The 13,494-nt window shown below is 43.3% G+C and carries 12 protein-coding genes; 8 read left to right on the top strand and 4 right to left on the bottom strand.

The window, feature by feature from the left end; genetic code table 11:
• Positions 1-45: 45 nt before the first annotated feature.
• Both uvrC and uvrY read right to left on the bottom strand, forming a co-directional pair.
• Complete coding sequence (gene uvrC / locus ViNHUV68_RS05605) at positions 46-1,875, bottom strand: excinuclease ABC subunit UvrC (protein WP_391089787.1); 1,830 nt, start codon at positions 1,873-1,875, stop codon at positions 46-48.
• A 46-nt stretch (positions 1,876-1,921) separates the two neighbouring features.
• Complete coding sequence (gene uvrY, locus ViNHUV68_RS05600; RefSeq protein ID WP_391089785.1) at positions 1,922-2,566, bottom strand: UvrY/SirA/GacA family response regulator transcription factor; 645 nt, start codon at positions 2,564-2,566, stop codon at positions 1,922-1,924.
• Between the two features lie 431 nt (positions 2,567-2,997).
• Here uvrY and ViNHUV68_RS05595 point away from each other — a divergent pair, with 431 nt between their 5' ends.
• Positions 2,998-5,364, top strand: a complete 2,367-nt coding sequence (locus ViNHUV68_RS05595) for a DNA polymerase II (RefSeq protein ID WP_391089783.1) — start codon at positions 2,998-3,000, stop codon at positions 5,362-5,364.
• 35 nt (positions 5,365-5,399) lie between these two features.
• Here ViNHUV68_RS05595 and ViNHUV68_RS05590 read toward each other — a convergent pair whose 3' ends face one another.
• Positions 5,400-6,167, bottom strand: a complete 768-nt coding sequence (locus ViNHUV68_RS05590) for a nucleotidyltransferase domain-containing protein (protein WP_038174439.1) — start codon at positions 6,165-6,167, stop codon at positions 5,400-5,402.
• Positions 6,168-6,300: 133 nt separating this feature from the next.
• Between ViNHUV68_RS05590 and yeiP the strand changes: the two genes are divergently transcribed.
• Positions 6,301-6,867: an elongation factor P-like protein YeiP gene (yeiP, locus tag ViNHUV68_RS05585; RefSeq protein ID WP_038174440.1), complete on the top strand. Its 567-nt coding sequence runs from the start codon at positions 6,301-6,303 to the stop codon at positions 6,865-6,867.
• A 2-nt stretch (positions 6,868-6,869) separates the two neighbouring features.
• Positions 6,870-7,190, top strand: a complete 321-nt coding sequence (locus ViNHUV68_RS05580) for an HI1450 family dsDNA-mimic protein (RefSeq protein WP_038174441.1) — start codon at positions 6,870-6,872, stop codon at positions 7,188-7,190.
• Positions 7,191-7,305: 115 nt separating this feature from the next.
• On the opposite strand, the gene ihfA is transcribed toward ViNHUV68_RS05580, so the two are convergent.
• The gene (gene ihfA / locus ViNHUV68_RS05575; protein ID WP_038174442.1) at positions 7,306-7,602 is read right to left on the bottom strand and encodes an integration host factor subunit alpha; all 297 of its coding nucleotides are present in this window, start codon (positions 7,600-7,602) and stop codon (positions 7,306-7,308) included.
• Positions 7,603-8,186: 584 nt separating this feature from the next.
• On the opposite strand from ihfA, the gene ViNHUV68_RS05570 reads away from it, so the two are divergent.
• From ViNHUV68_RS05570 to yciA, 5 genes are all read left to right on the top strand, one after another.
• Entirely contained in the window at positions 8,187-9,389 is a 1,203-nt protein-coding gene (locus ViNHUV68_RS05570) for an acyl-homoserine-lactone synthase (protein WP_391089780.1), read from the top strand.
• Positions 9,382-11,901, top strand: a complete 2,520-nt coding sequence (locus tag ViNHUV68_RS05565; RefSeq protein WP_391089778.1) for a response regulator — start codon at positions 9,382-9,384, stop codon at positions 11,899-11,901. Before ViNHUV68_RS05570 ends, ViNHUV68_RS05565 begins: the two co-directional genes overlap by 8 nt.
• 234 nt (positions 11,902-12,135) lie before the next feature.
• On the top strand, positions 12,136-12,372 hold the full coding sequence (locus ViNHUV68_RS05560; protein WP_038174446.1) for a hypothetical protein: 237 nt from the start codon (positions 12,136-12,138) through the stop codon (positions 12,370-12,372).
• 85 nt (positions 12,373-12,457) lie between these two features.
• Positions 12,458-13,009, top strand: coding sequence for a septation protein A (locus tag ViNHUV68_RS05555; protein WP_391089776.1), 552 nt, complete (start codon positions 12,458-12,460; stop codon positions 13,007-13,009).
• Between the two features lie 73 nt (positions 13,010-13,082).
• On the top strand, positions 13,083-13,475 hold the full coding sequence (gene yciA, locus ViNHUV68_RS05550) for an acyl-CoA thioester hydrolase YciA (RefSeq protein ID WP_391089774.1): 393 nt from the start codon (positions 13,083-13,085) through the stop codon (positions 13,473-13,475).
• The last annotated feature ends 19 nt before the right edge of the window (positions 13,476-13,494 follow it).

Below are 13,494 nucleotides of genomic sequence, written 5' to 3'. Positions count from 1 at the left end.
TCGGTTGGCTGCTTCCAAGCAGCGTCTTATGTTGCGGGATTTTTGCTATTGTTTCAATGCTTGATAGATGTTTTCTGCCAAAGATAGACTGATTCCAGGTACTTTGGCGATTTCTTCAACACTCGCCCGCTTAAGTTCTTGTAAACCGCCCATATACTTCAGCAGCGCTTGACGACGTTTTGGCCCAACACCTTCAATACCTTCTAGTGCACTGGTTCTACGGGTTTTTCCGCGCTTGGCTCTGTGACCTGCAATCGCGTGATTGTGGCTTTCATCGCGAATATGCTGCATCAGATGCAGCGCGGGCGCGTCACTGGGTAAGTTGAACTCATCCCCTTCTAGGGTAATCAATGTTTCCAAACCTGGTTTACGTGTCACGCCTTTAGCGATACCAATCAATACTGGGCGCTTTGGCCAGTCATTCCAGTAGCGCGCGATAATCTCATGAGCGCGATTAAGCTGCCCTTTACCACCATCAATGAAAACGATGTCTGGGATTTTTTCAACATCTAACTGTTTTGAATAACGTCGCTCAAGCACCTGCCCCATTGCGGCGTAGTCATCCCCTCCGGTAATACCTGAAATGTTGTAGCGACGATATTCTTGTTTGACCGGACCTTCTTGATTAAACACCACACATGACGCAATCGTACTCTCGCCCATGGTGTGTGAGATATCAAAACACTCCATACGTAGAATATTTTCTAGACCCAACAGTTGTCGAAGCTCTTTAAAACGCTGCGAAATAGTCATCTTGTGATTAATCTTGGTCGTGATGGCGGTCAGTGCATTGGTATTGGCCAACTTAAGATATCGCCCACGTGTACCGGTTGGATTGACCTGAAATGTGACTCGACGCCCTGCTATCTCAGATAACGCATCAGCAATAGGCTGCGTTTCATCGGTCAACTCTTGATTTAAAATGATCCGAGTCGGAATCGTGCGCGCTTCGTTATGACTCAAATAATACTGACTAAGGAAGCTATAAAACACTTCTTGCGATGTAGTATTACTCGGAATTTTAGGAAAGTGGCTACGACTCCCCAGCACTTTGCCCTGCCGTATCATTAGAATATGAATACACGCAATGCCGTTCTCCTGAGCAAAACCGAGTACATCCATATCATCCATCGAGTCTTCAGAGACAAACTGCTGCTCTTGAACACGGCGAATTGCTTGAATTTGATCGCGAAATTTGGCTGCTTGCTCAAAGTGCAGGTTTTGACTTGCCTGCTCCATCTTTTCTACCAACGAAGCCAGCACTTGTTTGTCTTTACCTTGTAAAAACAGCCGCACATAACCCACCAACTCATCATAGTCGGAGTCGGAAATAATCGTGCTAACACAGGGGGCTGCGCAGCGGCCAATTTGGTACATCAAACAAGGACGGGTACGGTTACTGTAAACCGTATCTTCACACTGCCTTACTGGAAATATTTTCTGAATAAGGTGAAGCGTTTCACGCACCGCACCAGAATCTGGGTAAGGTCCGAAGTACTCTCCCTTGCGCTTTTTCGCCCCTCGATGCATCGATAATCTGGGGTGTTTGTGAGCGCTGATAAAGATATACGGGTAGGATTTATCATCACGTAACAGCACATTGTACTTAGGTAAGTACTGTTTTATGTAATTGTGCTCTAAGATCAAAGCTTCTGTCTCGGTGTGCGTCACCGTGACATCAATTTTAGTAATATTACTGACTAAGGCTCGCGTCTTCTCGCCGTCAACTTTAGCGCGAAAGTAACTCGAAAGACGCTTTTTAAGATCTTTAGCTTTACCAACGTAGATCACCACAGCATCGGCGTTATACATACGATAAACGCCGGGCTGATTAGTGACAGTTCTCAAGAAAGAAGCAGAGTCAAATTGGGGCATGGTTATACTTTCAACTGGACCATAAAAACATTTGGGGACTAGCCCCTTAGAGAGTCTCAGTATCTATCATGCCATGACGAATCGCGAGATGAGTCAACTCAACGTCACCACTAATATCGAGTTTGTTGAACAAACGGTAGCGATAGCTGTTGACGGTTTTGGGGCTGAGGCTCAGCTGCTCAGAGATGTCCGTCACCTTCTGACCTCTCGTAATCATCAACATAATTTGTAGTTCGCGCTCAGACAGATCAGCAAATGGGTTTTCCGATGCCGGAGAAAATTGACTTAACGCCATCTGTTGTGCGATTTCAGGTGAGATATAGCGTTGTCCGCTGTTCACCATTCGGATAGCGTTGACCATTTCATCTGGACCCGCGCCTTTAGTCAGGTAGCCTGCGGCGCCTGCTTGCATCACTTTAGTTGGAAACGGATTTTCCGTATGAACCGTTAACACGATGATTCTAACATCTGGATTAAAACGCAGAATTTTCTTGGTTGCCTCTAAGCCACCAATACCTGGCATGTTCATATCCATTAAAATGACGTCTGCGTGGTTACTACGACACCATTTTACTGCTTCTTCACCGCTGTCAGCTTCCCCTGCTACGTTCATTCCACGGACGTCTTCAATAATACGTCGTATCCCTGTGCGAACCAGCTCGTGATCATCTACAAGGAAAACATTTATCAAACTTGTATCTCCACACTTTCTAATTGGCCCTGCACCCACAAAATGTGGTTTACAGCATAGCTGCCTAGTTTATCTAAAAAATTAAAATTTAGCTTCATCTGAATATGTGCTGAAACGCAAACTTTAGCAAGTACTTATTTTCAGAACTGACGCTTAATACGATATTAACATACCAATCAATACTTTAGTGAAAAACTTCCACCAAACATCTGATTGAAAGGGTGTCACATCTAGTCAGATTTTCACTTATTAAATGCATTGGTTTATATGTATTGATTGTCGCAGGCAATGAGCTAACGGCTTACGCTACCTATAAGCGATCAGTGGCCTGCGATAGAGTCATCGGGTGCTTATACTACTAGTCGTCAATATGTTAGACTCAAAAAGCTAAACACTGTGTTAGAGTTTCGCTTTTATTTTACAGTAACTAAATGAAAATTAACCAAGGCTTCTTACTTACTCGTCAAGCACGTGATGTTTCGGCTACCACTCAAATTGATTTATGGCTTATCACTGAGCAAGGGCCAACTCAACTGATCATTGAGGGAGAAAAACCGGTTTTTTTCATCGCACAAAGTGCACAGGCGCAAGCTCAGTCCATCGCTCAACAGCAAGGTATTGCTGCCACCTTTGTGGCACTCGAACTAAAAGACTTTGACGCAACGCCATTGACGGCGTGTTATACGACCTCAATTAGACAATCTCAATCGTTAAGCCAGCAATTCAAACAACACCATATTGTCGTTCTTGAAGATGACATTCGCTTGGCTGATCGCTTTTTGATGGAGCGCTTCATTAAGGGAAGCCTTGAATTTACTGGCAACACGCAAAATCGTTCTGGCTATACGCGAATCACCCAGCCTAAATGCCGTAGTGGCGATTTCACCCCACAACTCAACGTTGTTTCGCTCGATATAGAATGCTCCGAGAAAGGCGTGCTTTACTCGATTGGTCTCGATAGTCCAATGGACAGCAGAGTGATCATGATTGGTAGCCCACAACACGTCGACGACACTCCTATCCAATGGGTCACCGATGAGAAAGCTCTCTTGCTGGCTCTTGTGGACTGGTTTGCTCAATTTGACCCAGATGTCATCATTGGCTGGAACGTCATTGATTTTGATTTCCGATTACTGCATAAACGTGCTGAGTGGAATCAAGTTAAGCTGGCAATTGGTCGTGCAAAGCAAAACAGCTTTTTCCGCGCCTCTAAATCAACTCAGCAAGCATTTATCACCATTCCCGGCCGAGTGGTGATGGATGGCATCGACACGTTAAAAACTGCGACTTATCATTTTCGAAGTTGGTCACTGGAGTCGGTTTCTCAACAATTGCTTGGTGAAGGAAAACAAATTCATAACGTGCATGACCGCATGGACGAAATCAATCATATGTACCGTCACGACAAGCCTGCACTAGCGAAATACAATCTGCAGGACTGTGTGTTGGTCAATCGAATTTTTGATCATACCCACTTACTCGAATTTGCAATTCAACGTTCTAAACTTACCGGCGTCGAGCTCGATCGTATTGGCGGCTCAGTCGCCGCATTTACTAACTTGTATTTGCCACAGATTCATCGCGCAGGTTACGTTGCCCCGAACCTAGAGTCTGAGAACTGGGTAGCGAGCCCCGGCGGTTATGTAATGGACTCGATCCCTAACTTATACGATTCAGTGTTAGTGCTAGATTTCAAAAGCCTTTACCCCTCTATCATTCGCAGTTTTTTAATTGATCCCATGGGCCTTATTGAAGGGCTACAGCTAGAGATTGGAAAAGAAGAGAATCAAGCAGTACCAGGGTTTCGTGGCGGTCAGTTTCATCGCCAACACCATTTCTTGCCGCAGATGATCGAAACCTTATGGGCGGCAAGAGATGTGGCGAAGAAGAACAACGAGAAGGCTTTTTCCCAAGCGATAAAAATCATCATGAATTCATTTTATGGTGTGCTAGGCTCATCTGGCTGCCGCTTCTTTGATACACGTTTGGCGTCGAGTATCACGATGCGGGGTCACGAAATCATGAAGCAAACCAAACAACTTATTGAGCAGCGTGGCTACCAAGTGATTTACGGCGACACTGATTCAACATTTGTTTCTCTTGGCGGCGAATACTCGCAACAACAAGCTGACGCGGTTGGCAATGAATTGGTCGACTATATCAACCATTGGTGGACGACTCATTTAGCCGACACGTACAGCCTTAAATCGATATTAGAGATCGAGTATGAAACGCACTATAAGAAATTTTTAATGCCGACCATACGGGGCCAAGAGACGGGGTCAAAAAAACGTTATGCCGGGCTTATTGGTGAAGACGCATCTGAACGGATCGTGTTTAAGGGCCTCGAAAGCGCTCGCACCGACTGGACACCGCTGGCGCAAGAGTTTCAACAAAAGCTCTATTCGATGATATTTCACGACCAAAACCCAAGTGATTATGTTCGCGAATTTGTTGAGAGGACAAAAACAGGCGAATTTGATCACAAGCTCATCTATCAAAAACGTTTGCGTCGACGATTGCATGAATATCAAAAGAACATTCCGCCGCAAGTGCGCGCCGCACGCATGGCCGATGAAATCAATGCGCAACTTGGACGACCACTGCAATACCAAAATAAAGGACGTATTGAGTATGTCATCACGATCTCAGGACCTGAGCCGAGTGAATATCAAAAAAGTGCTATTGACTATCAACATTACATCGACAAACAACTCAAACCCGTTGCCGAAGCGATCTTGCCCTTCATCGGTATAGACTTTACAACCTTAACTGAGCCACAACTCGGGCTGTTCTAATCCAATAACGGTATAAATTAAAAACAAAATGAATACTAGCCGATTCTAAATTCTGTTTTTTTATATTGCTTAACTAACCAGTCACCAAAGCCATCCAAAATTCCTATCACCGAGCGTTTGGCGACTAGCCGCCCTGACAACAAAATGGCTAAGCGATCCACCTCGACCTTTTTGTCAGGGTAGTAGCGCAAAAAAACTTGGCCACACTCGATGGGATTTTCAAACCAACGTTTATCTTTGTACATCACTAAAGAATAGCTGGCTCTGAGTAGCTTCTTAGCGATGATTTTTTGCGCTTTAATCTGATCTTCAGGCTTATCTGCTCGAGCAATTCGATTGCGATACACCGCGACCCAATCTTCCACATCCATATTCCATTGCTTAGCAATCTCCCAACTAGGCTCATAATCACCAAAACATTCAGAAAGATCCTCACCATAGATACAGACCGCACAGTGGCGCAGTTGAAACCCCCACGAAAAAATACTATCGAGACTCGCGACTTCACTGACCAAGGCTGTTTTAAAACTAACTTCGGTGACAAAAGGATACGCTTTTTGAAAACGCCAACGAATCGAGTTGAACAAGGTGGTTTTTATGTCGCTGAAACCACCTTGAGTTACCACGATCACATCTAGGTTCGATTGACCAGGTCGAGCGGTTTTACGCGCAACGCTGCCATACAAATATAAACTATGTAGATTATCCCCCAACCCACTCACCATAAAGCTCACCAAGGCGTCAATCACTGGTTGGTACTGAGGTTGAAAGGCTTCATTGGTGTCGATGGTGGATAGATGCATTTGATTGTTAACAAATTAATCGGGAATACGTGCTTTTATGTTCGCTCAGCGCGATTGATCAATCAAGATATTCCTTCCGTTATTGTCTCGATATATAATACTCAGACTAACTCACATACGAAGGAAATTGTTCATGCCAAAGGCAAGTGAACTGAAAAAAGGTTTTGCGATTGAATCAAACGGCAAAACGCTACTAATCAAAGATATTGAAGTGACGACTCCTGGTGGCCGTGGCGGCGCAAAAATCTATAAGCTTCGCTGCACTGATTTAACGACTGGTGCGCGCGTTGATGAACGTTACAAATCTGACGATGTGGTCGACACCGTGGATATGTTTAAACGTGCATCGGCTTTCTCTTACGTTGATGGTGACGAATACATCTTTATGGACAATGAAGACTTCACACAATACACCTTCAAACAAGATGAAATTTCCGACGATTTAATGTTTATTACCGAAGAGATTCAAGGCCTTCACATTATCTTGGTTGACGGCAAGGCTGTCGGTCTTGAGTTGCCTGCTTCTGTAGAGCTGGTAATTGAAGAGACCGACCCTTCAATTAAAGGCGCTTCAGCTTCTGCTCGTACCAAGCCTGCGCGCTTTTCAACGGGCCTGACGGTACAAGTCCCTGAGTATATTGCTACTGGTGATCGTGTCATTATCAATACCACAGAACGTAAATACATGAGCCGAGCATAACGATGGCGGAATTGATCTCTTACGACGAAGCCATTGATACGGCTTACGATATCTTCTTGGAGATGGCACCGGACAACCTAGAACCTGCTGATGTTATTCTTTTCACCGCGCAGTTCGAAGAGCGTGGCGCTGCAGAGTTAGTCGAAACTGGCGATGATTGGCAAGAGCAGGTGGGCTTCGAGGTCAACAAAGAGACCTATGCTGAAGTTCGTGTAGGTTTGGTTAATGAACAAGATGATGTCTTGGATGATGTTTTTGCACGTCTGCTGATTAGCCGTGACCCAGAGAATAAATTCTGCCATGCACTTTGGAAGCGTGACTAGCCGTCAAGGTGTTAGATAGCAAAACGCCCCGGCAATAGCTGGGGCGTTTAAGTATCTAGCAGGTTTGCCGTCAAAGATTAACAAACAAACCTGTCACGTTGAGAGTCGTTAATCGTTAGTCATTAATCTCAATATTCTCAACGCGAGCTTTCAATTTTTGACCTGGGCGAAAGGTCACAACGCGACGAGCGCTGATTGGAATGTCTTCACCGGTCTTAGGATTTCGACCTGGGCGTTCATTTTTATCGCGAAGGTCAAAGTTACCAAAACCAGACAGTTTTACCTGTTCGCCACTTTCTAGTGCTTTACGAATTTCTTCGAAAAACGCCTCAACCGTATCCTTGGCATCCCGTTTACTGTAACCAAGCTTTTCAAACAGGTTTTCAGCCAAATCGGCCTTTGTGAGCGCCATAAAACTTTCCTCAAAGCTGTGTTAAACATTGCCACCTCAAGGCGACACCCTAACTTTCGCTAAGCCAATCAACAACATATCGGCTTTACTCTGGAAAGTGTATGACAAGCTTATGATTTTCGCCAACTTTTTTATACAATGAGCACTATTTCGCTATAAAAACAAAAGGATAGTTCACTATTAAAGCAGGATTTTAAGCGATTAGCACAATAACGAAACTTAAAAACCAGAACTTTAGTGCGCTAATGATAAAATAGTCGATACATTCTTCCAAAAAATAGTGATCATACGAATAAGGCCTTGATGTGGAATAGAAAACTCAACTTACGCCTGACAACCCAATCACCATACAACAAGTCTAAAGAATAGAAAATAGCCGGAGAAACTTCACTGCTTCAATCTACCTACTAAAACTATTCTAGCCTCAAGTAAAAAACTGAGAATGACGAAAATATGTGCATCACATCACTGATATAAATATTGGCCTTATCAAAGTGATTCTTTTATAGAAACAGAGTTGCATAAAAATGGTTCTCCATGAATACTAACCACCTAAATTATAAAAACTTACTAATAACTGATGTATGGCTAGATTCAATAATTCAACCTCAACTGAATACGGGGTCAAGAATGAGCAGTATGCTCTATTCGAGCAAATTGAAACACTTTTCGGTGTAGACAGTAACCACTTTTTCAAACATGTGTTGAATGAGCGCCTGTCTCAGGTTTGTGTGAAAAACAGCTCACTTCGCTCTAAAAACATCGCGACGCAACTCAAATCCCCTCATTATTACGCCTGTGTTGACCACCCATTAGTAAATACACCGACTCAATGGCACCACTTGGAAATAAGCGCTTTAAAGCTGTTCGACGATTGGGCACAAGCTTGGTGTGCTTTCAACATATGGCAAATTGAGAAAAAATATCAACAGCAGCCTAACGCTTTACGGCTAAACGCCACACCTGATTTTAGCCAAAGTGAAGGGGATTACGTTGACTGCGTCATTGAAGAAATAGAGAACCACACAAACCTGTATTATACCCTTCACTGTCAATACGCCTTGGAATTGCCTGATGCAGCGATGTTCATTAATCTCAGCACTTTTGTTTGGGAACAACATTGGTATGAGATGCTTTACGAAATAGATGTGTCTGCACGCGGGACTCATTTTGTACTCGCACAAATGATTGCCAAACTGCCATTACCTGTGATTGTTTCAACCGCCAAAGTAAATCAGAACACTGACGCTAACAATTGGCTCTATTTCTCACCGTTCTTTCAAACCAATTGCTGGCAATTAATTAATCAAGATAGTGTAAAAAAGCGATTAGTTGAGCTTAACCTCTTGTCTTCAGCAGCTTATATACCGGATACTTCCTCTGCCAATTATGAAAATGCTTTGTGGCAAAATGTCACTGACCATGAAAAATGCTGTGAGATCATCAGACTCACCGTCAGTGGCAAACAAAATCACAAAATATTCTACCTGTATTTATCGCAAAAAAGATTGATGGCGCAACTACAAACTCTCGGCTTCCAGATCGCCTTCGTTGTAATTGAACAACCACTTATGGTGCATTACTACCAGAGCATACAAGAATGCGCTTACTTGCCATTAAGCTACAGCGAAACATCGGATTCAGGTTTTGCAGCCTTTAAAGGCCTTTGGTTTATCGAGCAACTTAACCAAGCGCTATCTGAATGTAATTACCGCAATTATAAAACGGGTGCAATTACTCAACTGAAGCGACATCGCCAACATAGACAAGAGCTTAATTATGCTTAGTTACCTTGCTGAACAACTATTTTATCCTAAAGCAATCGTCTTGCTCCTAACCGCAATACTTGTCTTTGTCTGGGCTGGATACTTCTGCACGGCGTTGGCCAAAAAACAGGGAATTAATAGCTTACAGCAATATCGACACTATATTTCCTATACTCTAGGGCTCTCTATCTGGATATTGAGCAATGCGTATTTCCATACTGGACTACTTGTTGAGGGGGGGGCAGAGGTCGGCGCAAAAATGGCGATTGTGGCTAACTTGTCTGCACTGCTCGCGTTTAGCTCCGCGTATTATTTTTCTATTAAGTTGAAAAATCATTACACGAGTAAACGTTCAAGTTTTTGGCAACATGTCATCGCCGGATCAACCATACTCTTTTGTGTCGCGATTAATTTTGTTCCTGATCTTATGATCCGAGGCGTAATCATCAACGGCCCAAGTCAATTCATATTGGAATTTGGTGAATATACAAGGCCCTTTTTTATCGGACTCACGACACTGTTCGGTATGACTTTTATTAACCTTCTCTCAATTAAACAAAGTAGTAACCGCATTAGACGTACACGAATCAACTACATGATTCTTGGAATGACCATTTTCATGGCTTCCACAGCCGTCATCCAGATGGGCTTTACCTATTTCTTCAATAATTTTTCGCTGACATGGTTACCGCCCGCTTTGTCGGTGAGCGAAATGCTGTTTATGGGTTACGCGATTTTGGCTTCTCGCTTTTATAGCTTAAGGTACCTATCTCTCATTTCTCTGTCTCTGCTGATAACAGCCGCGGCTTACACCCTTGCTGTCGGGCTGTTTGTCCCACTAAATTATATCAATACTACCGCGATAGTACTGACTATCATGGCGATTGGCTTGTCTTGGCCGTATACATCAAAAATGGTTAGAACATGCCTAAGTTGTGCTCTATATGGGTCAAGAGTCTCTCCAACAGAAAAAATTGCTCAATTGGAAGATGAATTCCAAAAGTCCCCCAGCAGGGCAATGGAGTCTCTTGCAACGTACTTAGGGGTACCCAGTGACAAACTAAAGCTATTGGACGACTATCAAGGCGCGAACATATATCGCTCTTACTTTGAAAGCCACAGAACACCACTCGTTATTGACGAGCTAGAAGACGCCATCGAGCAAACGCGCAACCAAGAACTTTCTACTTTGCATAAAAACATGAACCAAATGGAATCTGCCTTAGTTCTGCCGATCTATGAAGGAAAGAACAAGTTATCTCATGTATTGGTTTCTAGTCACAAACAAGGCGGAGTTAATTTCTCATTCGAAGAACTCAAAGCCATGGAGCGTGTACTCGAAAAGGTACAAGTTCACATCAACTACGAGAGAAAAGTTCGCCAATCACAGGCATTGGCCAATTCGATCGCTCATGAAATGAGAAACCCACTCGCGCAAGTTCAATTTGAATTTGAATCACTTCACCAAAAGCTGCTATCGCCAAATAACGCCGACAACTTGCTGCAACACGTCAGTAAAGGCAAACAGGCCGTTAAACGTGGTCGCCAGCTGATTGATATTATTCTTCGGGAAGTAAATAGTTCATCTCTCGACCAAGAGCCGTCAGAAGCGACATCGATTGCTCACGCAATTAATACCGCGATCAATCAATATGGCTTCGATAATGATGATGATCTTAAGCGTATATCCATATTGACTGAACAAGACTTCGTGGTAAAAATCAATGACACCCTATTCAACTTCGTTCTGTTTAACTTACTGCGTAACGCCATTTACTATTTTGATTCCTATCCAAACAGTAAAATAGAAATTTATACAAAAAAAGCGCAGTACGAAAACTATGTAGTGTTCCGTGATTCAGGCCCTGGCATCCCTGAAAACTTACTGACTCGAATATTCGATGATTTTTTCAGCCACAACAAAAGCGGCGGTAGTGGTTTAGGGTTGGGCTATTGCCAACGTGTCATGAATGCCTTTGGTGGCTCTATCAGTTGCGAGTCCGAACCTAACAAATATACCGAATTTACCTTGTCGTTCCCTGCAACCAATATGAGTTTGGACCAAGTCGCCCCCTTTGAACCAATCACTTATTCAAAGTCGGTCGAGAACGCCTGCATAACGCCTACTGCAGTTGCAGCACAGCCAACAAAACCAAACCTAGCCTTATCACCAATTATATTGGTGGTTGACGATAAAGAAATTCAACGCGCTCTGGTTAAGCTCTATCTGGGACAGCTAGGTTATGGTGTAATATTAGCTAACAACGGTAAAGTGGCGATTGAAATCATTCACAACAACCCTATTGATCTCGTTTTTATGGATATCCAAATGCCTGTAATGGATGGTTTTGAAGCCGCAAGTATCATCAAACAAAACTATCCAACCATTCCTATTATCGCCCTTTCTGGAGAATCGGCCGCGAAAGATATTCAACGAATGAGCGAACTTATGGATGGACGGTTGAGCAAACCAACCACCAAGCAAGCTTTGAATTCAATACTCGAGTCAATCTTCACTCTAGAAACTGATTAAAGTCAAAATCGTGGCATTTTGGGCCTCATTTTGCCACTCAAGTTGAGTCTGTCGACGAAAGAAAGCGTCCCTTGCCAAACTCTTTCTCTCGCAAGACATTGTATTTTCGAACTAAAATTAAAAGCCAATTGAGTGTCACAACGTCATTATTAGAATGGCATCAAATATGCTTTAGTCATAGCTATCAAACATTAGCGGCAAACTAACAAACGGCCGCGGCATGAGAGGTACGTTATGGAAGTTCAACGCCACACCTATTACCGACTTATCCATCACGGTATTAAAAGCTTACTCGTCGAACGTGTCGGCCACTTCACTGAATTGGAATACCATCAATATCTTAGTGGTATGACGGGCAAATCAAGCTGTTTTTCGATGAGCGATGAAGAGTTACAATTTACAGTAGATAGCTTACGCGATGAGGGTTACCTAGAAGACTGCAAGCGTATCTTGAACTTTTCATCCAACTAACTCGCCATTTAAGATCAGTGAGCCCTTTGTCAATCCATACGTTTTGGTTAGACTAAGGGCTGCTTTCCTCACATTGACCTTCACCATGAAACAACTGCTCGACTTTATACCGTTAATTATTTTTTTCGTATTGTACAAAATGCACGATATCTATGCCGCAACTGGTGCTCTTATCGTTGCAACGGCAATTCAACTTATCATCACTTATTTGATCTATAAAAAAGTCGAAAAAATGCAATTAGTCACTTTTGTGATGGTAGCAATTTTTGGTGGTATGACCTTGTTTCTACACGACGATAACTTTATCAAATGGAAAGTGACCATTATTTATTTGGTCTTTGCCTTCGGTCTGGCTATCAGTCACCTGACCGGAAAGTCTGTAATTAAAAGCATGCTTGGTAAGGAGTTAACCCTCCCAGATGTCGTTTGGGCCAAGGTAACTTGGGCTTGGGTTGTATTCTTCACTCTATGCGCAGGGCTTAACGTCTATGTCGCTTTCGAACTTCCTCTTGATGTTTGGGTAAATTTCAAAGTATTTGGCTTACTTGCCGCTACCTTCGGCTGGACACTGGTCACGGGCATTTATATCTACCGACATATGCTTAAGCAGGACAACGAGGCTAGCTCTAGCGATTAAACTCACTTTTTTGCTACAATCTTATTTTTCTAGCGGCCAACTTAGTCGCTGTATTCTTATCGCGGATGTCAATATGAACCAAGAAAAGCAGACCCCCAAAGGACAACTACTACTACGAACCCTCGCCATGCCCGCAGATACCAATGCCAATGGCGATATATTTGGTGGGTGGATCATGTCACAACTCGATCTTGCTGGTGGCATTCTGGCTAAAGAAATATCATCAGGCCGAATCGTGACTGTCTCTGTTTCAAGCATCACGTTTAAAAAGCCTGTGCGTGTTGGCGATGTGGTATGTTGTTACGGCGAATGTACTAAAATTGGTCGCACATCGATGAGCATTGATCTTGAGGTGTGGGTTAAACCTGTCAAAGAAACCGGACTGGAAGATCGTTATATGGTCTGCGACGCAACGTTTAATTATGTCGCGATCGATAGCGATGGTAGGCCAAGGCCAATCGTGTAAACCCTTAACGTTATCGCAA

This window comes from Vibrio sp. NH-UV-68 (assembly GCF_042940635.1).
GTDB classification, from domain to species: domain Bacteria; phylum Pseudomonadota; class Gammaproteobacteria; order Enterobacterales; family Vibrionaceae; genus Vibrio; species Vibrio pacinii.
Note: the sequence above shows the minus strand (reverse complement) of the source record. Positions and strands in the feature narration are given on the sequence as shown.